Here is a 19,896-nt window from a genome sequence, read left to right as displayed (position 1 = left end):
CACGGCCGGCGCCGGATTCGCCGGCAGGGAAAGGATCGTGATCATGAGTTCGGATGCCGCACGTGATATCGGCCGGCGGCGGCTGGTCAAATGGGGCGGGTTGGCGACCGCCGGAGCGGTGGCCGCCGTGCCGCTGGTGGGCGCTGGGATCGGTCGCGCAGACTCGTCCGGGCGCGACCGGATCCCCCTGGGCGCCCGGCCCGGCGGAGCCTACGACCGGTATGTGGCGCGGCTGGCCGCCGAGGGCAAGTTCTCCGGCGTGGTGATGCTGTCCCATCGAGGCCGGACGGTGCTTTCGCGCAGCTACGGAATGGCCGACAGAGAGAAGGGAATCCGCAACCACGAGGGCACCGCGTTCACCCTTAGCTCGGCGGGCAAGCCGTTCAACGCGGTGGCCGTCCTGCAGCTGGCGCAGCAGGGGGAACTGAAGCTGACGGACACGGTGGGCGACCTGAAACTGAAGGGCTTCGCCAAGGACATCGCCGAGAAGGTGACCATCCACCACATGCTCTCCGGCACTTCTGGGATGAACACCCCCGAAGAGGACATTCAACGGGTCTTTCAGAGCCGAGACGAGGTCCACGAGTACCGAGAGCGGTGGGCGCGGCAATCGAAGCTGGTGGGCACCCCCGGAGTTCCCAATGCGTTTCACGCCGGTGCCGAGACCGCCATTCCCGCGCTGATCGTGGAGGCCGTGAGCGGCAAGTCCTATTGGGACTACGTCGAGGAGAACATCTTCCGGCGCTGCGGCATGACGGGTTCGGCGTTCTACACCAGGTCGCGGTGGCTCACCGACAAACGCATCGCGCACCCGTACATGACGTTGGCCGACGGCAGGCATGTGGATGCGGTCCGCAATCTGGACAAGGGCAGTCCTTTCCCGTACATGCGGGGCAGGAACCCGGGCCGCGCCTTCATCGACGCCCTCGGCGACGGCGGCTTCGCCACCGCACCGGACCTGATCCGGTTCGCCCGCGCGCTGAGCGACGGCACGCTGCTGGAGCGGCCCTGGGCCGGCGTACTCACCGCGGCCAAGATCCCCCTGAGCCCGGCCTCGTTCGGCACGTACGGGCCTTCGGCTGAAATCGTCGGCGGCCAGTGGGTGATCCAGCGCGCCGGTGGCAACCCGGGCGTCTGCGCCAACTGGAGCATCTACCCGGACACCGGCTGGGTCGGCGTCATCCTCGGCAACTGCGACGGCGTGCCGCTGGTGGAGATGATCGGGCGGGAGACGCAGGCCGTCACCGGGGCTTCGCCCGGCGGTGGGGGTGGCGGCTGAGGCGATCCGGCGGCAGAAGGGCTGGTCACGGACCGGTTGCCCGTCAGCGTCGACAGCCGGCTCCGGGGCTTGGTCGCAGCCGAGGTGCCCGGCAACGACGCTCGGATTCCGTGTATCGCGGATGTATGGAAAATCGCATACGCCGCCGCAACGGCCCCTCGTCTCTGATGGGGGCATGAACCAGAGCACATCCCCGTCAGCACCGCTCCGCCGCACCCGCAGGATCGTGCTCGCCGGTCTGGCGGTCCTCGGCCTGGCGAGCATCGCGTTCGCCCTGCGCCGGCCGCTCCTGATGTCCGCTCCGCAGTGCATGGCCGGACGGTGGCACGGCTGCTACGACACCGAGAACGGCGTGGTGCTCATGACGCTGGTCGGACTGCCCCTGGCGGCTCTGCTGGTGTGGGCTCTGGCGCACCGGCGGCGTACCGTCGGCGGCGCATCGGCGTGGCGGACGTCGCTGGCCGAGGTGGGCATGGTCTACGGGACGGTGCCGTTCCTATGGATGACGATGATCCCGGGCGCCGGGGCCGGCGTCGTCCCCGGCAGGGTGAGCCTGATCCCCCTGCGGGACTTGGCCACGATGGGGCCGATCGGCATCGGCGGCAACCTGCTGGTCTTCGCGGCGCTGGGGTTCTTCGCCCCGATGCGGTGCGCGGCGCTGGCGTCCGTGCCGCGGATCCTGGCGCTCGGGGCGGGCTGCTCGGTCCTGGTCGAGACCGCACAGTACGTCTTCCGCCTGGACCGGGTGTCCTCCGTGGACGACGTCCTGGTCAACGCCGCCGGCGCCGCGCTGGCCGCGCTGGCGTCGCGCCGCTGGTGGCGCACTGCGGCGGAAGCGCCGTCGGACCGGTCTCGCCCCGCACCGGCACCGGCGAGCTGAGTCGCGTGCCCGTTGCGGCGGCGTCGGCACTATTCTGCGCCGACCCTAGGCTTCCAGCATGCGCGTACTGATCGTGGAGGACGAGCCCTACCTCGCCGAAGCCGTCCGTGACGGTCTGCGGCTGGAGGCGATCGCCGCCGACATCGCCGGCGACGGCGACTGCGCCCTGGAACTGCTCAGCGTCAACTCCTACGACCTCGTGGTCCTCGACCGCGACATCCCCGGCCCCTCCGGCGACGAGATCGCCCGCCGCATCGTCGCCTCCGGCAGCGGCATCCCGATCCTCATGCTCACCGCCGCCGACCGGATCGACGACAAGGCCTCCGGGTTCGAGCTCGGCGCCGACGACTACCTCACCAAACCGTTCGAACTGCGGGAACTCGTCCTGCGGCTGAGGGCGCTCGACCGCCGACGCGCACACGCCCGGCCCCCGGTCCGCGAGATCGCGGACCTGCGGCTCGACCCCTTCCGCCGGGAGGTCTTCCGCGACGGACGCTACGTCGCGCTCACCCGCAAGCAGTTCGCCGTGCTCGAAGTCCTCGTCGCCGCCGAAGGCGGGGTCGTCAGCGCCGAAGACCTACTGGAGCGGGCCTGGGACGCCAACGCCGACCCCCTCACCAACGCCGTCCGCATCACCGTCTCCGCCCTGCGCAAACGACTCGGTGAACCATGGCTCATCGCCACCGTGCCCGGCGTCGGCTACCGCATCGACACAGCACCCGGCACCGGGTGTGAGGAAGGCGACCGTGGATAGGAAGCCCGGTTTGAGCGTCCGCCTCAAACTGACCCTCAGCTATGCCGGGTTCGTCATGCTGGCAGGCGCCTTGCTCCTCGTCACAGTGTGGGTCTTCCTGCTGCGTTACGTACCCGAGGTGATCGACAACCCTGAGATGTCCGCCCCCGGCCGCTCCCGTCTCCCCGTGATGTTCGTGCCGAACCGCTCCGACCTGCTCCGCGCCTTCGCCCCGAGAGCAGCCGCAGTGCTGGCCTTCCTGCTGATATTCGGCCTGCTGGGCGGCTGGATGCTCGCCGGCCGGATGCTCGCGCCGCTGACCCGCATCACAGCTGCCACACGCATGGCCGCGGACGGATCACTGTCCCACCGGATTCGCATGGAGGGCCGCCAGGACGAGTTCCGCGAACTCTCCGACGCGTTCGACTCGATGCTCGAACAGCTCGAATCCCACGTCGCCGAGCAGCAGAGGTTCGCCGCGAACGCCTCCCACGAACTGCGCACCCCGCTGGCCATCAGCCGGACGCTCCTCGACGTCGCCCGCGAAGACCCCGCGCGGCACCGGGACGAGCTCATCGAACGCCTGCACGCCGTCAATCAGCGGGCGATCGATCTCACCGAGGCCCTCCTGCTGCTCAGCCGCGGCGACCGCGGAAACTTCACCCCCGAGGGCGTCGACCTCTCCCTGATCGCCGAAGAAGCCGCCGAAACGCTCCTTTCCCTCGCCGAACGGCGCCGGATCACGCTCGACGTCACCGGCGTGGCGGCCCAGACCAGCGGCTCCGCCGAACTCCTGGCGCGGATGGCGACGAACCTCGTCCAGAACGCCATCGTCCACAACCTTCCCACCGGCGGCACCGTGACGGTCCACACCGAAGCGCACAGCGGCACCAGCGTGCTGCGGGTCGAGAACACGGGTCGCCCGCTCTCACCGGACCTGGTAGCGACCCTCACCGAACCCTTCCAGCGCGGAACAGAACGCGTACGCACCGACGGACACGTCGGCGCCGGCCTCGGCCTCGCCATCGTGCACAGCATCGTCCGCGCTCACGACGGGACCCTCGACCTCGCACCCCGTCCCAACGGCGGTCTCCTCGTCACCGTCCGGCTTCCCGGCACGCCGTAGGCTCGTCCCCGAGCGGGCCTCCTTCGGATCGAACCGCAGCGATCCAGCAGGTCTGGTCACCATCTCCGCTCACCCGGTTCTCAGACGCCGGCGTTCCGGCGGGACCAGCGGCTGCCGACCAGGCGCCGGGTGGTGCGCGGCGTGCGGTCGCGGACGTCGGTGCGGAACCAGAGCTGGACCCGGGCGCCGCCGAGGGATGAGGCGTCGATCCTCAGGTCGCCTCCCGAGGACTCCGCGAGCCGGCGGGCGATGTCCAGGCCGAGGCCGGTGGAGCCCGCGCCGCTGGCCCCGCGCCGCAGCGCCGCCGCCGGGTCGGGGATGCCCGGTCCCGCGTCGGCGATGAGCACGCCCACGGTGCCGGAGCCCTGGTGCAGGGTCACGGTGAAGGCGGTGCCCTGGGGGGTGTGCCGGAAGACGTTGCCGAGCAGGGCGTCCACGACGGCGCTGAGCTCGGCCGCCGGGACCGGGACGCGGACGGGCGCGTCCGCGCCGATCAGCTCCCACGGCCGCTGCTGGTCCTCGGCGAGGGCGGACCAGAAGGTGAGCCGCTCGCGCAGCACCTCGGCCGCGTCGCAGGAGACGACCTCCGGGGCGCGGGAGGGGGCGCGGGCCGCCGCGATGATCTGGTCGACCTCGGACTCCAGCCGGCTGAGGGAGTGGCGGCTCGGCTCCGCCTCGGGACCCAGGTGGTCGAGGCTGAGCCGCAGGGCGGTCAGCGGGGTGCGGAGCCGGTGCGACAGGTCGGCGGCCATCTCGCGTTCGGCGGCGAGCAGCTGCACGACCCGGTCGGCCATGGTGTTGAAGGCCTCCGCCGCGGCGATGAGCTCGGGCGGTCCCTCGGGCCGGATGCGGACGCTGAGGTCCCCGGCGCCCAGCGAGCTCGCGGCCCGGCCGAGCCGCCGGCGCCCGCACCATGCGTACGCCCAGCCGGTCGGCGACCAGCACCGAGCCCGCGGCCAGCACCACGGCGAGCCCGGCCAGCACCGCCCACGACTGGGCGACGCCCCGGGTCAGCTCCTCGGCGGGCACGAAGACCTCGACGACCACGGTCCGTCCGCCGTCCAGGGCGACCGGACGCAGTAGGAGATAGCCGGTGCCGGTCTCGACGGTGTCGGCCCTGGTCAGCCGGGAGACCGCGGCCACGGTCGCGGTGGGTGCGCGGACGGTGCCGACCGTGCCGCCGCCCGGCAGGTGTACGGCGATGCGGTCCCGGGCGCCGCTGCTGGCCAGCGCGTGGGGGAGCCGGTTCGGGTCGAGGGTGATCGCCAGTACCGGGACGAGTGCCGAGGCCTGCCGTTCGGCCTCGGAGATGGCCCTGGTGTGGGCGATCTCCTTGACGATGATCCCCAAGGGGATGAGGAAGGCCAGGGCGATCATCGACGCGCCGGCGAGTGCGAGCAGCGCGAGGGTCCGCCTCATCGCGGGGTGACCAGCATGACGCCGACTCCGCGCACGGTGTGCAGGTAGCGGGGCGCGGAGGCGCTCTCACCGAGTTTGCGGCGCAGCCAGGACAGGTGGACGTCGATGGTCTGGTCGTCGCCGTAGGACTGCTGCCACACCTCGGCGAGCAGCTCCTTGCGGGAGACGACCCGGTCGCCGGCCGCGAGGTAGGCCAGCAGGTCGAACTCCCGGCGGGTCAGCGTGAGCGGCACGCCGTCCACGGCGGCCTCCCGCCGGTCGAGGTCCACGGCGAGTCCTCCCGCGCGGACCACCTTCGACGGTCCGGCGGGCCGCGCGCGCCGCAGGACCGCCTCCAGCCGGGCGTTCAGATGGTCCCCGGAGAACGGTTTGACCAGGTAGTCGTCCGCCCCGGCCTGCAGCAGGCGGACGATCTCCGCTTCGTCGTCCCGGGCGGTGGCCACGATCACCGGGACGCTGGAGACGCTGCGCACCATCTTCAGCGCCTCCGAGCCGTCCAGGTCGGGCAGGCCGAGGTCGAGGATCACCGCGTCCGGGGGATGCTGGGTGATCTCCCGCAACGCGTCGAGAGCACGCCCCGCGCTGCGCACGGCGTGTCGGCGCCTGCTCAGTTCCTGGATGATCGCGGAGCGTACGTACTCGTCGTCTTCCACCACGAGAACGGTCGCCATGGGGCGTAACCGTAGTGAACAAACAGGCATCTAGGGTAATAATTCACCGCATGCGGCAGAGCTTGGGATTCATCGCGGTGTGGCTCGGCGCCACCGTGCTGGCGACGTGGGTCGCCTGGTTCGGTGTCCGCGACGTGCTGCGCAGCGAGGTCGTCGACGACATGAGGATCGAGCCGCTCAGTGCCGTGAACGGGCGGACCGGGGCGGCTGCGCTTCCCGTCGGGGCGCCCACCGGATCGACCGCGGGTGTGGGCACGCCGGTCGCGACCGCGCGCTCCGAGGAGCCGGAGGAGCACGACCGGACCCGCCCTCCGGCCACTCCCGGGCCGACGGGCACCGCCGGACCGGTGAGCCGGGCCACCGGCTCCGCTCCGCCGGCGACCCGCTCGCCGAGCAGGCCGAAGAGCTCCGGCAGCCCGCAGACCGAGGCAGCCCCGGCCCCCGAGCCGACGGCCGCCCGGACCTCGTCCGCGCCCAAGTCGTCGGCGACCAAGGCCCCGGCGTCCAAGGCCCCGGCGTCCAAGGCTCCGGCGTCCAAGGCTCCCGAGGCCAAGGCGGCCTCGGAGGCGAACGTGCGAGTGGTGAACGTGAAGGGCGGCTCGGTGTCGTTCGTCATCGAGAACGGGATCTGCCGGCTGGTCTCCGCCGCGCCCAACGCGGGCTATGAGACGAAGGTCTCCCAGGCCGACGGGTGGATCCGGGTGGACCTGGTCCAGGGGGCGCACGGTTCGTCGGCCTTCTGCATCGGGCACGAGAACCGCACCGACGTCTGGGAGTTCTGACCGCGGGCGGAGGATCACGCCGCCGGATCACCGCCCGGAGGTCACCGCTGTTCGAGTTCGCGGAGCCGTACGGCGGCGTCGGCGATGCGGTCCTCGCCGAAGACCGCCACGCCGTGCTCCTCCAGCAGCGCGGTGGTGACGCCCCGGCCCGGAAGCAGGCGGCCGCGGAAGGCGCCGTCGTAGACGGCCAGGCTCCCGCAGGAGGGGCTGCCCTCCTTCAGGACCGCGATCCGGGCGCCCGCCGATCTCACCGCGGTCAGCGCGGCCCGGGCCCCCGCGAGGAACTCCTCGGTGACGTCCGTCCCGTCGGCGGCCAGCACCCTGGCGGTGCCCGCGAGCACGGCCGCCCCTCCGGCCCCGCCGGAGATCTCCGCGGCCGGGCGGGGGACGGGCAGCCCGCCGGAGACCTCCGGGCAGAACGGGACGAGCCGTCCCTCCTGCCGCCACTGGGCCAGCAGGGCGTCACCACTCGTCTTGGCGGCTCCGTCGTAGCGGACCTTCCGTCCCATCAGGCAGGCGCTGACCAGGATCATCTCCACGCCCTCCAGCGTACGCGCCTCGGATCGGAGGGCGGGGCAGGCGGGCAGTACCCTGTCTGCCATGTCCGCAAACCTCAGGGTGTTCCGATGATCGGGCCGCTCGCCACCGGTCTGATCGTGTTCGCGCTGGTGATCGCGCTGGTGAGCCTGCTGACGACCGCGCTGAACAAGTCGATGGGCACCGTGCTCCTCGTCGCGCTGGGCGTGCTCGAGGTCGGCCTGCTCGTCCAGGCCGGATTCGTGGTCGCCGCGCTGGTCGGGGGAGAGGGCCCGGCCGACACGGCCACGCTGATCGGCTACACGGCGGGCACCGTGGTGATCCCTCCGGTCGCCGCGTTCTGGGGCGTGGGCGAGCGCTCCCGCTGGGGTCCCGCGGTGATCGCGGTCGCGGGTTTCGCGATCCCCGGCATGGTCGGACGGATGCTGCAGATCTGGCAGGGGATGGGATGACCGGACGCGGACAGGAGAGCCGGGCAGAGGAGAGCCGGGCGGTGGACGGCGGGCACGCGACGGGCGCCGGGCCGGGCCGGGTACTGGTCGCGGTCTACGGGGTCTTCGCGCTGGCCGCCGGAGCACGGGCGGCGGTGCAGATCTCACGGCAGTTCGGCGAGGCTCCGCTGGCCTACACGCTGTCGGCCTTCGCCGCGGCGGTCTACCTCCTGCTGGCCGTGGCACTGGGCCGGGGGATGCGCCGCCTGGCGCTGACGGCGTGCGGCATCGAGCTGGCCGGGGTGCTGATCGTGGGCACGCTGAGCCTGGTGGATCCGGAGGCGTTCCCGAAGGCAACGGTCTGGTCAGGTTTCGGGAGCGGTTACGTTTTCATCCCGCTCGTCCTTCCTGTCCTGGGTCTTTATTGGCTTTCTCGCCGTAAGTAGTTAGCCCGGAGCGCCGCTGGGCAGTCCAGCCTCCCCAACCGCAAACAAGGGAGGCAGACTGTGAGCACGATCGAACAGTCCATCGACGTGAACGTGCCGATCCGCACGGCGTACAACCAGTGGACGCAGTTCGAGAGCTTTCCCGAGTTCATGGAAGGCGTCGAGTCGGTCAAGCAGCTGGGCGACACCCGGACGGCGTGGATCGTGGAGATCGCCGGCGTCCGCCGCGAGTTCGAGGCGGAGATCACCGAGCAGCACCCCGACGAGCGGGTGGCCTGGAAGTCCGTCGACCGGCCGCACCAGGCGGGCGTGGTGACCTTCCATCACCTGACCCCGGACACCACCCGGGTCACGCTCCAGATGGAGTACGACCCGGAGGGCTTCGTCGAGACGGTCGGCGACTGGCTCCAGATCGTCCGGGTCCGGGTCAAGGGCGACCTGGAACGCTTCAAGGCGTTCATCGAGTCGCGCGGCGCCGAGACCGGCGCGTGGCGCGGGGACGTTCCGGGTCCGCAGGACCGCGGCGCCGACCCGCTGCTCGGCGGCGGCCTGCCGCCGACCACGCCGGGCCAGGGCCTCTGACGGCCTCCGCGGGCCTCCGGGCGTCCCTGAGGACGCCGAAGGGGCGCTGAGCCGAACGAAGGAGCCCGGGTTCCTCTCTGTCAGAAGAGAGGGGCCCGGGCTTCCATGGTGTCAGGGATCTGCATTGTCAGGAACAAATGTGAATTTCGGTCCTGTTACAGTTGGAGTCAGCCAATCATCCCATGAATTTTTGATCTGAATCGGGAGGACCGAACCCGCATGAGCGTGCTCACCCAGGAGACCCGGGGCCGCACAGGGGAGGCGGCAGGATCTCTGACCTGGCTGCTCGTGCTGGGAATCGTCCTCGCCGCACTGAACCTGCGCACCGCGGTCACCAGCGTCGGCCCGGTCCTGGACGAGATCTCGGCCGGCCTCGGCATGTCCGGCGCCGGAATCGGGCTGCTCACCACCCTCCCGGTGCTCATCTTCGCCACCGTCGGCGCGGCGACCCCGGCCCTGGCCCGCAGGACGGGCGAGCACCGGCTGCTGCTGCTCGCCCTCCTCGCGCTCGGAACCGGCCTGGTGATCCGCGCGCTGGCGGCCTCCGCCGAGCTCTTCCTGTTCAGCAGCGCGCTGGCGCTGTCCGGCGGCGCGGTGGGCAACGTGCTCATCCCCACGCTGATCAAACGCCATTTCCCCGGCAGGGCCGGGACCATGACCACGGTCTACACCACCGCGCTCGCGGTCGGCACCATGCTCGCCGCCGCGGCGACCGTGCCGATCGAGCGGGCCGCCGACGGCAACTGGCATCTCGCGCTCGGCGTATGGGGGGCGCTGGCCGCCGTCGCCGCCCTGCCATGGCTCGTCCTGCTGCGCAGCGAACCGGACAAGGACACCGGCGCCGGCCGCCTCGGCCTGCGCACGCTGCTCCGCAGCAGGCTGGCCTGGTCGGTCACCGCCTACTTCGGCACCCAGAGCATGGTGGCCTACATCATGTTCGGCTTCCTGCCCCAGATCCTGGTCGACGGCGGCTACACCTCGGGGCAGGCGGGGCTGGTGCTGGGCGTCTTCACCGCGATCGGCATCCCGGTCTCGATGATCACGCCCTCGCTCGCCTCCAGGTTCGCCGACCAGCGGCCGGCGGTGGCGGCGTTCGTCGCCTTCTACCTGGCCGGCTTCCTCGGCCTCTGGCTGGCTCCGGCCGCCCTGGCCTGGATCTTCGCCGTCCTGGTCGGCATCGGGATGGGGTCCTTCCCGCTCGCGCTGACCATGCTCGCCCTGCGCACCCGCACCCCCGAGGCCACCGCCGCGCTGTCCGCCTTCGGGCAGAGCGCCGGATACCTCATCGCGGGTGCGGGCCCCCTGGTCGTCGGTGTGATGCACGAGGCGACCGGAGGCTGGACGCTCCCCTTCCTGCTCCTGCTCGCGGTGGTCACCGTGCAGCTCGCCGCGGGCTGGTACGCCGGCCGCGCCCGCTACCTGGAGGACGAGCGGGCCTCGGCCCGCTGACCTCTCCCGCCCGGCCGCGGCCTGCGCCTCCTCGGGGGCGGCGCAGGCCGCGGCCCGCACCGTCTCCAGCGGTCTCGGAGCGGCGGACGGCACGCGAGATGTGCGGGCCCGGCCTCTCCGGGGGCCGCGACCGAGTCGCCCGCCAGCCAGACGCCAAGGCGTCCCGCGGGCTCCTGACGAGACCGAGGTCGAGCAGGACCGCCCGGCCGCTCTCCCAGCGCAGCGACCCGTCCCCGAGCAGGTTCCCGGCCGCGTCCAGGGAGGTGGCGACGATCACGGGTCCGCCCTCCGGCAGGCCGTCCCGGACGAGCAGGGAGAGTACGGAGATGGGCCGTCCCCCGGCGGCCACCACGGCCGCGGGGGCGCCGTTCACGCGTACGGCCGACCGCCTCGCCGATCTCCGCGTACGGCAGGCCGAACGCCTCCCTGAGCACGAACACCGCCCGCTCCAGGGGGGACAGCGTCTCGAGTACACAGACGTATCACGGGCGCCCGCGCGTGACACGGCGGGGAAGATCCTCCCCGCCGGGGGAACGGTGGCGCGAGGGGGGACCGGAGTGGGCTAGTATTTCTCTGCATCGCAAGGGGCTATGGCGCAGCTGGTAGCGCGCCTCCATGGCATGGAGGAGGTCTGGGGTTCGAATCCCCATAGCTCCACTCGGGGCCGTTCTCGAGACGGCCTGAGGGAAGTCGCCGAGATCCCGCCCGATCACCTCGATCGGGCGGGATCTCGGCGTTTCGGCTCCCCCGCATGACGCGGGGATCCGAATCCGAGAGAAGGCGCCGTCCCTTTCGGCTCGCCCGGCCGCTCCGCCTTCCGGGTGGAGGCGGAGCGGCGGCGGGGAGAGACCCGGGCGCGTGGTGTCACCCAGGCTTGGCGGCCTTGCGCATCCCATGGGCGGGGACCCATGTTAGCGCTAACATGATGCGTGCAGCCCTCCTTCGACACCCCTGTGTCTTGGTGGTGATGGCGGCGAGTAAACACAGCGGCCCGGGTCGCCGTCAAGGGACGGCGGTTCAGGGCCGGCTCCGTCGGGTGGCTGTCGCCCACCTGTACGGCCCACCTTCGGCTCCGCAACTTGCGATCGAATCGTGAAAGTTTCACCATCGGTATCGCCAGGCTTCTGTCATCTTGTTCTGCATGGGGCCTGTTGTGACTCCATGACGCCGATTGTTGGGCCTCGCCTCCGGTTCGGTCGTCCCGAAAATTTCGCCGAGGTGTTGACATATTTCGGTTGCGTTTCCACACTGATCTCCGAGGCGGTCGGCCCTGTCTGATGTGGTGATCGGCGAGGGCCGCCGGTCATGACGCCATCGTGGTGTGCGCCTCCGGTCCGGAGCGCGGCGTCGTTCGCCGGGTTCCCGCATATCCCTCTTCTCGTGATTTCAGTGTGGAGTCAGGCATGGGTATGAAGTCTTCACCTTCATCCGCGTACAAACGTTCCAGCACTCTCCGTAAGATCGTGGGCGCCGTGGGTGCCGTGGGCATCGTCGGCGCGGCGCTGACGGTGTCAGCTCCCGCGAACGCGGCGGAGAACACGCTGCACGCCGCCGCTCAGCAGAGCGGCCGGTACTTCGGTACGGCCATCGCCAACGGCAAGCTGGGCGACTCGACGTACACCTCGATCGCGAACCGCGAGTTCGGCATGATCACTGCCGAGAACGAGATGAAGATCGACGCCACGGAGCCCAACCGGGGCCAGTTCAACTTCAGCGCCGGCGACCGGGTCTACAACTGGGCGGTGCAGAACGGCAAGCGGGTGCGCGGTCACACGCTCGCCTGGCACTCCCAGCAGCCGGAGTGGATGCGGGCGCTCTCCGGCAGCAGCCTCCGCCAGGCGATGATCAACCACATCAACGGCGTGATGGGGCACTACAAGGGCAAGATCTACGCCTGGGACGTCGTCAACGAGGCCTACGCCGACGGCAACTCCGGTGGCCGGCGCAGCTCCAACCTGCAGAGCACCGGCAACGACTGGATCGAGGTGGCCTTCCGCACCGCGCGGGCCGCCGACCCGGCCGCCAAGCTCTGCTACAACGACTACAACATCGACAACTGGAACTGGGCCAAGACCCAGGGCGTCTACAACATGGTCCGCGACTTCAAGCAGCGCGGCGTGCCGATCGACTGCGTCGGCCTGCAGTCGCACTTCAACAACGACAGCCCCTACAACAGCAACTACCGCACGACCATCCAGCGCTTCGCGGACCTGGGCGTCGACGTGCAGATCACCGAGCTGGACATCCAGGGCGGCTCGGCCACCACGTACGCCAACGTCGTCAACGACTGCCTGGCGGTGCCGCGCTGTACCGGCATCACGGTCTGGGGGGTCCGCGACAGCGACTCCTGGCTCGGCGCCAACACCAGCCCGCTGCTCTTCGACAGCAACGGCAACAAGAAGGCCGCGTACAACTCCGTCCTGAACGCCCTCAACAACGCGGGCCCGGGTCCGGACCCCACGGCCACGCCGACCGTGACGCCCACGCAGGACCCCGGTGGCGCGGGACAGATCCGGGGCACGGCATCCGGGCGGTGCGTGGACGTGCCGAGCGCCACGACGACCGACGGCACGCAGGTCCAGCTGTGGGACTGCCACTCCAACTCCAACCAGCGGTGGTCCTACACGTCCGCACAGGAGATCCGCGTCTACGGCAACAAGTGCCTGGATGCCGCCGGCTCCGGTAACGGCGCCAAGGTGCAGATCTACTCCTGCTGGGGCGGCGACAACCAGAAGTGGCGCGTCAACTCGGACGGCTCGATCGTGAACGTCCAGTCGGGCCAGTGCCTCGACGCCGCCGGCACCGCTAACGGCGCCCTGCTGCAGACCTACTCCTGCTGGGGCGGCAGCAACCAGAAGTGGGCCTGGAACCGGGGCTGAGAGGTCAGATCATGAAACGGCACCAGCCGGTGCCGATCGGGGCCGGGACGGTGGTCACCGCAGTGGTCGCTGCGCTGATCACCGTCCTGGCCGGTCTCGTCGCCGCGGCGCCCAAGGCGAGGGCGGCGACGTTGACCCGGATCGGCGACTTCGGAGCGAACCCCGGCAACATCCAGATGCACCTCTACGTCCCCGACAACGTGGCCGCGCGTCCCGGCATCCTGGTGGCGATGCACGGCTGCAACGGCCAGGCGACCCAGTTCCACCAACAGACGGAGTTCGCGTCCCTGGCGGACCGGTACGGCTTCGTCGTCATCTATCCGCAGGCCAACAAGAGCGCCAACGGCCTGTCGAACTGCTTCGACGTGTGGTCCGCTGAAGCGCTCCGGCACGGAGGCGGCAGCGACCCCGTCTCGATCGTGTCGATGGTGGACTACGTCGTGCGGCGCCACAACGGTGACCCCGCGAGGGTGTTCGCCACCGGTTTCTCCTCCGGCGCGATGGAGACCGTCAACCTGCTCGCCACCTATCCCGACGTGTTCAGGGCCGGCGCCCCCTTCGCCGGTGTGCCCTTCGGCTGTCTCGGCCCGCCCGGTTGCAACGACCGGGCACCGCAGCAGTGGGGCGACCTGGTCCGCAACGCCCACCCGGGCTACACCGGCCCCCGGCCCCGGTTGATGGCCTGGCACGGCACCGCGGACGACGTGCTGAACTTCAGCATGTTGCAGAAGGAGGTCGACCAGTGGACCGACGTGCACGGGGTGAGCCGGACGCCCACCTCGACCACCAGCCCGCAGTCAAGCTGGACGCGGAGGGTCTACGGGTCCGGCCAGGTCGAGGCCTACACCGTCAGCGGAGCCGGGCACAACCTGCCGCACCCCGGGATGGCCGCGCACGCGATCCGGTTCTTCGGCCTCGACGGCACCGGTCCCACGCCCACACCGACCTCCACACCGACCCCGACACCCACCCCGAGCCCCACCTCCGGCGGTGACGGCCGGATCAGGGGCGTCGCCTCCGGGCGCTGCCTGGACGTGCCGAACTCGAGCACCGCTGACGGCACGCAGCCCCAGCTCTGGGACTGCCACGGAGGCGCCAACCAGCGCTGGGCCCTCACCTCGTCCCAGGAGCTGCGGGTTCTCGGCGGCAAGTGCCTGGACGCGGCCGGGACGGGCAACGGGGCCAGGATCCAGCTCTACTCCTGCTGGGGCGGCGCCAACCAGAAGTGGCGCGTCGGCCCGGACGGGACGATCGTCGGCGTGCAGTCGGGGCTGTGCCTGGACGCCGCCGGGACGGGCAACGGCACCCGCCTCCAGCTCTACTCCTGCCACGGCGGCGGCAACCAGAAGTGGAGCCTGGGCGCCGCCTGACGTACCGTCCGGGCGGTCTCCTGGGGACCGCCCGGACCGCAGGCGTGTCAGACGCGGGTCCAGCGATGGTTGGCGGCGCCGCTGCACGTCCAGATCTGGAGGTGGACGCCGTTGGCGGTGGAGTTGCCGGTCACGTCCAGGCACTTGCCCGCGCCGAGGGCGGTGATGCTCCCGTCGGGGTTGAAGCGCCACTTCTGGTCGCTCTGACCGTGGCAGTCCCAGATGATCACGCTGGTGCCGTCGCCGTAGGGGCGCTGGTGTTCCTGCGCGACCCGGGCGGGCTCGGCCTTCCACCGAGCCCGCCGCGCCGGCTCCACCCGAGCCGGACCCGGGTCACGCCGTCAGCGCCGCAGGGTCAGCAGACCCGGACGGTAGGGCAGCAGGCCGTAGTCGCCGCCGGAGTTGGGGCTGCGCCCCTGGTAGAGCAGCTGCAGGTTGCAGGGGTCGACGGTCATGGTCTGATCGGCGCTGGTGCGGATCAGCTCGCCGTGGCTGATGTCGTTGGTCCAGGTGGCGCCGCTGTTGGCCTTGCCGGCGAAGGGGTTGCCCTCGGTCGCGGCCTGCGGTGTCCACGAACCGTTCAGGCTGGTGGCCGTGAACGAGCGGAAGTAGCGCCCCTGCGAGCCGATCGCCTCAACGATCATGAGGTAGCGGTTCTGGCCCTGGAGCTTGTAGACCTGGACGGCCTCGAACAGGTTGTTCGTCGTGTCGCTCATGACCACCGTCGAGGCCGTGCCGAAGCTGCCGGGGAAGTTCCCGATCGGCATGCTCGCCCGGTAGATCTTGCCGTTGTCCCCGGCGAAGAACAGGTACATGTTCGAGCCGTCGCCGATGAGCGCCTGGTCGATGGGGCCCGTTCCGGAGCCGGAGATGCTTCCGGAGAAGAGCGTCTGCTCCGACGACCAGCCGTTCGGGTTGGCGGGGTCGCTCGACGTCCGGTAGGAGAAGGCGGTCCTGCCCCACTGGTAGGCGAGCACCCATGTGTTCTTCGGGGCGAAGTAGAAGAGCGAGGGCGCGACGGCGGAGAAGTTCATCGCGTTCTGGCTGGCCGAGCCCATCTCCGACCAGTTGGTGAACAGGCCGAAGTTCATCGAACCCCACCTCGTGCCCGTGTCGTGCGTCGTCGCGTAGACGAGCTGCCTGCCGTTGTAGGGGGCGACGGTGAAGTCCTTGAGCGAGACCCAGCCCGACCTCGGCTGCGCCAGCGGGCCCGTCGACGTCCAGCGGTACGTCGACGGGAGGTTGCACGTGCCGCCCGGATCGGGGTCGCCGCCGCCGACCTTCACGAGCTGCCACTGCTGGTTGGCGCCGCCCCAGTCGTCGTACTGGACGATGTTCGCACCGTCGGCGGTGGAGGCGCCCTGCACCTCCAGGGCCCGGTTGCTGTGCCGCGAGACGAACCTCACGTGGCCGTCCGAACTGTCGGCCAGCCGCCACTGCTGGTTGGCGCCGTTCAGGTCGGCCCACTGGACGATCGAGCCGCCGTTGGCGGTGGAGAAGTTGTAGACGTCCAGCACCTTGCCGGAGTGGCGGGACTTGATGCGGTAGTAGCCGCCGCCGGAGTCGACGAACTGCCACTGCTGCTGGGTGCCGTTGTTGCGGCTCCACTGGGTGATGCGGGCGCCGTCGTTGGTGGCCAGGTTGTAGACGTCCAGGGCCTTGCCGCTGTTGCGGTTGACCAGGACGTACCAGGCGTTGGTGTCGACGGTGGCCGCGTTCGCCGGCTGGGCGGCCACGAACAGGCTCACCAGCAGCGTGGCCGCGGCCGCGAGAACGGCTAAGGGTCTGATTCTCACATCGTGCTCCGATTCCGTTGGGGCTTTGTCGCTGTGCCGTCCGCAGAGGACCGGGATCCTTTCTGTGTCGGGGTGCGTTCCGTGCCCTGACCGGACAGTGGACGGGTCAGGGGGTGGTCGGGTCGAAGAGGCGCGCGGTCACCGCGCCGCCGAGGGCCTGGACGGCGTAGATGAAGATCTGAAGCGGTGGCGGTGAAGAGCCGCCAGGCCGTCGTCCAGCGTGAAGGCCGGACCGAGGCCGGCGGTGTCCGTCCCGCCGGTGCTGCGGGAGAAGCGGGTCCGCCCGCCCGGACCCGGGCGGGCGCCGGCTTCCGCCTGCCGTGGCAACCGTGATGTTAGCGCTAACATCAAAGCCGTGGCGTCATCCGGCGGGTCGCGTACCGGTGGTGGGCGTTGTGGACGGAGGGGCGCCCGGCGCTCCCCGGCTGGTCGGCGGGTGACGTCCGCAGTGAATTGTTATCGTTAACATTTTTGGTTCCAGCTCACAGCGTGCTCCTGTGGGTGCGTTGCCGCGAAGTACATCCGACCGTGCGATCAGGCGTCAACGCTTCATGGTCCTCGCCGACCCGGTCGTCGCCTCCGGTGCGCTCCCGGCCTGGATGTTCGTCCTCGGGGCGCTCGTGCCCCACCGTTCGGACGTGTGAAAGTTTCACGGAATCAGCCGGCCGGTGACCGTGGGTTTCCGGTTGCCGGCCCGGGACACGCGGTGGAGGTTTGGATCTTCCGGAACCGGGCAGCCGTCGGCCGTCCCGATGACGGTTACCAACAGGAGGCGGCCATGCTGCGCAAGCGGCCCGAGGTCGGCACGGTCGCGGTGGTCGCCCACCGGAGGAAGTCGCTCGGCGGAGGACTGGACGAGCTGCGCAGGCTCCTCGCCGACGAGGGGGTGGAGGAGCTCCTCTGGTACGAGGTGCCCAAGAGCAAGAAGGCGCCGAAGAAGGTGCGGAAGGCGCTCAAGGAGGGTGCCCGGCTGCTCCTGGTCTGGGGCGGCGACGGCATGGTGCAGCGGTGCGTGGACGCCGCCGCGGGGTCCGAGGTGACCGTCGGCATCATCCCGGCGGGTACGGCCAACATGTTCGCCGGGAACCTCGGCATCCCGGAAGACCTGCCGGAGGCGGTGCGGATCGCCTTCCACGGCCGGGACCGGAAACTGGACCTGGGCAAGGTCAACGGCGAGCACTTCGCGGTCATGGCCGGTGTCGGCTTCGACGCCGAGATGATCAAAGATGCGGACCGGGGGCTGAAGGACCGGATGGGCCGGGCGGCCTACTTCTGGACCGGTCTCCGGCACGTCCGGGGCGAGCTGGTCCCGATGAAGATCAAGGTCGATGGGACGAAGTGGTTCGAGGGCGAGGCCAGCTGCGTGCTGTTCGGCAACGTCGGCACGATCACCGGCGGCATCGAGGCCTTCGACGACGCGCGGCCGGACGACGGCTGGCTGGAGATCGGCGTGACCACCGCCAAGGGCCCTGTCCAGTGGGCCCGCACGCTCGGCCGGATGAGCGTGGGCCGCTCCGACTCCTCGCCCTTCGTCCGCATGACCGGCCGGGGCGATCACCGTCAAGCTCGGCGCGCCGATGACCTACGAGCTGGACGGCGGCGCCAAGGGGACGGTCACCGAGCTCAGGGCCGAGGTCGTGCCCGGCGGGCTCACCCTGCGGGTTCCCGAGCCGGACGCGCCGGAGTGACCGTCGCCCGCGTCCCCGACCGCCGGCTCCGCGCGGCGGGCGGCGGATAACCGGTTGGGCCCGGCGCCGCGAGCGGGCAGCATGGCGGGCATGTCACTGCGCTTCCATGAGATCGCCGAGGGCGGTCACCGCATCCTGAACCCGTTCACCGAGGAGAAGCTGGCGCTGCTCGGGAAGGTGGCCCGGCTCCGGCACGGCATGCGCCTGCTCGACCTGTGCTGCGGGAAGGGCGAGATGCTCTGCACCTGGGCCCTGGAGCACGGGATCGAGGGGACGGGCGTCGACATCAGCGAGGTCTTCCTGGACGCGGCGCACGAACGGGCGGTGGAGCTCGGGGCGGCCGGCCGGGTGCGGTTCGAGAAGGGGGACGCCGGGGCCTACCGGGCCGAGCCGGGCTCCTACGACATCGTGTCGTGCCTGGGGGCGACCTGGATCGGGGGAGGTGTGGAGGGCACGGTCAAGCTCATGCTCCCCGCGCTCGCGGAGGACGGGATCCTCCTCGTCGGTGAGCCGTACTGGACCGACGAGCCGCCCGCCGAGGCGTACGGGGCGTTCGGCTTCGGGCCGGAGGACTTCACCTCGCTGGCCGGGACGTTCGACCGCTTCGAGGCGGCCGGGACGGAGGTGCTGGAGATGGTCCTGGCCGACGGCGACAGCTGGGACCGCTACGTGGCGAGTCAGTGGTGGACGGTGAGCGACTGGCTCCGCGCCAACCCCGGGGATCCCGACGCCGGGGAGATGCACGCGTTCCTGGAGCGCTGCCGCCGGTCCCACATCGAGTACGGCAGGCGGTACCTGGGATGGGGCGTCTTCGTGCTGCGCCGCCGTTGACGGTTACCGGCGGGTAGGAATAGGTTCTGCATACCGGCCGGTCGGTCCAGGGGGTGCCCGTGCGACTCCGGCCGGAACGGCCTGCTCCGCCGACTCCTGGAGGCACGATGACCGACGTCCAGCTCGCCCGGCAGTCCTGGCGCCGCCTGGAGCCCGTCCACGGGATGATCTACTTCGTCCCCGAGGCCGCCGAACGCTACGCCGCCCTGGGGCTCGACGCCCAGGCGGGCTACTTCGCCTCCCGCTCGGCGGCGTTCGGCGCCGCCTCGCCGGAGCTGGTCATCGCGACCTTCTACAACTTCTGCCCCGAGCTCGTGCGCAAGGCGCTCCCGGCCGCCTGGGACGTCGTGACCCCGGCCCGGATGATCGAGGCGCGCTACGAGGCGGCCGGCGCCGCGCTGCGCCGGGGCGGGTCCACGAGGTCCCCGGCCTCGCCGAGACGACCGCGCTGGCCCGGCGGGCCGCGGAACGCGCCTGCGAGCACCCCCAGGGCCGTCCGCTGTTCGCCGCGCACGCCACGCTGCCGTGGCCGTCCGATCCGCTGCTGGAGCTGTGGCACGCCCAGACCCTGCTGCGTGAGTTCCGCGGCGACGGGCACGTGGCGGCCCTGCTCGCCGAGGGGGTCGGGCCGCTGGAGGCCCTGGTCCTGCACGGTGCCGCCGGGACCACCCCGACGATCTTCCTGAAGGTCAGCCGGGCCTGGCCCGCGGAGGAGTGGCTGGCAGCGGAGGAGTCGCTGCGCGAGCGGGGGCTGCTGACCGGAGACGAGCTCACCAGGGAGGGCCGGGCCCTGCGGCAGCGGATCGAGGACCGCACCGACGAACTGGCCCTTCCCGCCTACGCCGCGCTCTCCGACGGCGAGCTCGCCCGCCTGGCCGAGCTGGCCCGGCCCTTCGGCCGCCGGGTGGTCGACGCGGGCCTGCTCAACATCGGCGGCTGACCCGGCTCGGCCGCCGTGTCCGGCGCGCCCGCCCGGAGCGGTGCGGGGGCGGTCCCG

21 protein-coding genes, 1 tRNA gene and 2 pseudogenes are annotated in these 19,896 nt (G+C 71.0%); 18 read left to right on the top strand and 6 right to left on the bottom strand.

Translation table 11 applies throughout. The features are described from left to right. Positions 1 to 43: 43 nt before the first annotated feature. The 4 genes from ACWJ6R_RS03870 (at position 44) to ACWJ6R_RS03855 (ending at position 4,018) form a co-directional block, all read left to right on the top strand. Positions 44 to 1,279: a serine hydrolase domain-containing protein gene (locus ACWJ6R_RS03870; RefSeq protein WP_449060857.1), complete on the top strand. Its 1,236-nt coding sequence runs from the start codon at positions 44 to 46 to the stop codon at positions 1,277 to 1,279. Between the two features lie 175 nt (positions 1,280 to 1,454). Further along, positions 1,455 to 2,159 carry a VanZ family protein gene (locus ACWJ6R_RS03865; protein WP_449060856.1) on the top strand — a complete coding sequence of 235 codons (705 nt, stop codon included), beginning with the start codon at positions 1,455 to 1,457 and terminating at the stop codon, positions 2,157 to 2,159. Between the two features lie 58 nt (positions 2,160 to 2,217). Next, complete coding sequence (locus ACWJ6R_RS03860; protein WP_449060855.1) at positions 2,218 to 2,913, top strand: response regulator transcription factor; 696 nt, start codon at positions 2,218 to 2,220, stop codon at positions 2,911 to 2,913. A 10-nt stretch (positions 2,914 to 2,923) separates the two neighbouring features. Continuing rightward, positions 2,924 to 4,018: a sensor histidine kinase gene (locus ACWJ6R_RS03855; protein ID WP_449060854.1), complete on the top strand. Its 1,095-nt coding sequence runs from the start codon at positions 2,924 to 2,926 to the stop codon at positions 4,016 to 4,018. Positions 4,019 to 4,098: 80 nt separating this feature from the next. On the opposite strand, the gene ACWJ6R_RS03850 is transcribed toward ACWJ6R_RS03855, so the two are convergent. Continuing rightward, entirely contained in the window at positions 4,099 to 4,866 is a 768-nt protein-coding gene (locus ACWJ6R_RS03850; RefSeq protein ID WP_449060871.1) for a sensor histidine kinase, read from the bottom strand. On the opposite strand from ACWJ6R_RS03850, the gene ACWJ6R_RS03845 reads away from it, so the two are divergent. Both ACWJ6R_RS03845 and ACWJ6R_RS03840 read left to right on the top strand, forming a co-directional pair. After that, on the top strand, positions 4,811 to 5,101 hold the full coding sequence (locus ACWJ6R_RS03845; protein ID WP_449060853.1) for a hypothetical protein: 291 nt from the start codon (positions 4,811 to 4,813) through the stop codon (positions 5,099 to 5,101). The two genes, ACWJ6R_RS03850 and ACWJ6R_RS03845, sit on opposite strands and share 56 nt — an antisense overlap. Before the next feature lie 10 nt (positions 5,102 to 5,111). Further along, entirely contained in the window at positions 5,112 to 5,447 is a 336-nt protein-coding gene (locus tag ACWJ6R_RS03840) for a hypothetical protein (protein ID WP_449060852.1), read from the top strand. On the opposite strand, the gene ACWJ6R_RS03835 is transcribed toward ACWJ6R_RS03840, so the two are convergent. Next, entirely contained in the window at positions 5,434 to 6,108 is a 675-nt protein-coding gene (locus ACWJ6R_RS03835) for a response regulator transcription factor (RefSeq protein ID WP_449060851.1), read from the bottom strand. The genes ACWJ6R_RS03840 and ACWJ6R_RS03835 overlap by 14 nt on opposite strands. A gap of 50 nt (positions 6,109 to 6,158) precedes the next feature. Between ACWJ6R_RS03835 and ACWJ6R_RS03830 the strand changes: the two genes are divergently transcribed. Further along, the gene (locus ACWJ6R_RS03830; RefSeq protein WP_449060850.1) at positions 6,159 to 6,890 is read left to right on the top strand and encodes a hypothetical protein; all 732 of its coding nucleotides are present in this window, start codon (positions 6,159 to 6,161) and stop codon (positions 6,888 to 6,890) included. Positions 6,891 to 6,931: 41 nt separating this feature from the next. Here the strand turns inward: ACWJ6R_RS03830 and ACWJ6R_RS03825 are convergent, their stop codons facing one another. Beyond that, complete coding sequence (locus tag ACWJ6R_RS03825) at positions 6,932 to 7,429, bottom strand: DUF523 domain-containing protein (protein WP_449060870.1); 498 nt, start codon at positions 7,427 to 7,429, stop codon at positions 6,932 to 6,934. Between the two features lie 87 nt (positions 7,430 to 7,516). Here ACWJ6R_RS03825 and ACWJ6R_RS03820 point away from each other — a divergent pair, with 87 nt between their 5' ends. The 4 genes from ACWJ6R_RS03820 (at position 7,517) to ACWJ6R_RS03805 (ending at position 10,335) form a co-directional block, all read left to right on the top strand. Then, on the top strand, positions 7,517 to 7,879 hold the full coding sequence (locus ACWJ6R_RS03820) for a hypothetical protein (protein WP_068898861.1): 363 nt from the start codon (positions 7,517 to 7,519) through the stop codon (positions 7,877 to 7,879). Then, the gene (locus ACWJ6R_RS03815) at positions 7,876 to 8,304 is read left to right on the top strand and encodes a hypothetical protein (RefSeq protein ID WP_449060849.1); all 429 of its coding nucleotides are present in this window, start codon (positions 7,876 to 7,878) and stop codon (positions 8,302 to 8,304) included. The genes ACWJ6R_RS03820 and ACWJ6R_RS03815 overlap by 4 nt, the downstream gene beginning before the upstream one ends. 60 nt (positions 8,305 to 8,364) lie before the next feature. Beyond that, entirely contained in the window at positions 8,365 to 8,886 is a 522-nt protein-coding gene (locus ACWJ6R_RS03810; protein ID WP_449060848.1) for an SRPBCC family protein, read from the top strand. A 219-nt stretch (positions 8,887 to 9,105) separates the two neighbouring features. Then, entirely contained in the window at positions 9,106 to 10,335 is a 1,230-nt protein-coding gene (locus tag ACWJ6R_RS03805) for a CynX/NimT family MFS transporter (RefSeq protein ID WP_449060847.1), read from the top strand. Positions 10,336 to 10,691: 356 nt separating this feature from the next. Here the strand turns inward: ACWJ6R_RS03805 and ACWJ6R_RS03800 are convergent. Further along, positions 10,692 to 10,808 (bottom strand): annotated as a pseudogene (locus ACWJ6R_RS03800) (sigma factor-like helix-turn-helix DNA-binding protein); the annotation flags it as partial. Positions 10,809 to 10,919: 111 nt separating this feature from the next. Here ACWJ6R_RS03800 and ACWJ6R_RS03795 point away from each other — a divergent pair. The 3 genes from ACWJ6R_RS03795 to ACWJ6R_RS03785 all read left to right on the top strand — a co-directional run bounded on the left by ACWJ6R_RS03795 (position 10,920) and on the right by ACWJ6R_RS03785 (position 14,584). Further along, positions 10,920 to 10,992, top strand: a tRNA-Ala gene (locus ACWJ6R_RS03795). Between the two features lie 815 nt (positions 10,993 to 11,807). Continuing rightward, the gene (locus ACWJ6R_RS03790; protein ID WP_449060846.1) at positions 11,808 to 13,214 is read left to right on the top strand and encodes an endo-1,4-beta-xylanase; all 1,407 of its coding nucleotides are present in this window, start codon (positions 11,808 to 11,810) and stop codon (positions 13,212 to 13,214) included. Between the two features lie 11 nt (positions 13,215 to 13,225). Then, complete coding sequence (locus ACWJ6R_RS03785; protein ID WP_449060845.1) at positions 13,226 to 14,584, top strand: extracellular catalytic domain type 1 short-chain-length polyhydroxyalkanoate depolymerase; 1,359 nt, start codon at positions 13,226 to 13,228, stop codon at positions 14,582 to 14,584. A gap of 47 nt (positions 14,585 to 14,631) precedes the next feature. On the opposite strand, the gene ACWJ6R_RS03780 is transcribed toward ACWJ6R_RS03785, so the two are convergent. Beyond that, a complete protein-coding gene (locus tag ACWJ6R_RS03780) occupies positions 14,632 to 14,901 on the bottom strand; it encodes a ricin-type beta-trefoil lectin domain protein (protein WP_449060844.1) in 270 nt (89 codons plus the stop codon). A 24-nt stretch (positions 14,902 to 14,925) separates the two neighbouring features. Next, positions 14,926 to 16,338 carry a non-reducing end alpha-L-arabinofuranosidase family hydrolase gene (locus tag ACWJ6R_RS03775; protein ID WP_449060869.1) on the bottom strand — a complete coding sequence of 471 codons (1,413 nt, stop codon included), beginning with the start codon at positions 16,336 to 16,338 and terminating at the stop codon, positions 14,926 to 14,928. A 539-nt stretch (positions 16,339 to 16,877) separates the two neighbouring features. Here ACWJ6R_RS03775 and ACWJ6R_RS03770 point away from each other — a divergent pair. From ACWJ6R_RS03770 to ACWJ6R_RS03755, 4 genes and pseudogenes are all read left to right on the top strand, one after another. Beyond that, positions 16,878 to 17,024, top strand: a complete 147-nt coding sequence (locus ACWJ6R_RS03770) for a hypothetical protein (RefSeq protein ID WP_449060843.1) — start codon at positions 16,878 to 16,880, stop codon at positions 17,022 to 17,024. A gap of 134 nt (positions 17,025 to 17,158) precedes the next feature. Beyond that, positions 17,159 to 18,118 carry a diacylglycerol/lipid kinase family protein gene (locus ACWJ6R_RS03765; protein WP_449060842.1) on the top strand — a complete coding sequence of 320 codons (960 nt, stop codon included), beginning with the start codon at positions 17,159 to 17,161 and terminating at the stop codon, positions 18,116 to 18,118. Positions 18,119 to 18,158: 40 nt separating this feature from the next. Next, positions 18,159 to 18,899: an SAM-dependent methyltransferase gene (locus tag ACWJ6R_RS03760; RefSeq protein WP_449060841.1), complete on the top strand. Its 741-nt coding sequence runs from the start codon at positions 18,159 to 18,161 to the stop codon at positions 18,897 to 18,899. Positions 18,900 to 19,006: 107 nt separating this feature from the next. Continuing rightward, positions 19,007 to 19,839, top strand: a pseudogene (locus ACWJ6R_RS03755) (SCO6745 family protein). Positions 19,840 to 19,896 lie beyond the last annotated feature (57 nt).

It is taken from the genome of Planomonospora algeriensis (assembly GCF_977012225.1).
This window is presented reverse-complemented; position numbering and strand designations above follow the sequence as displayed.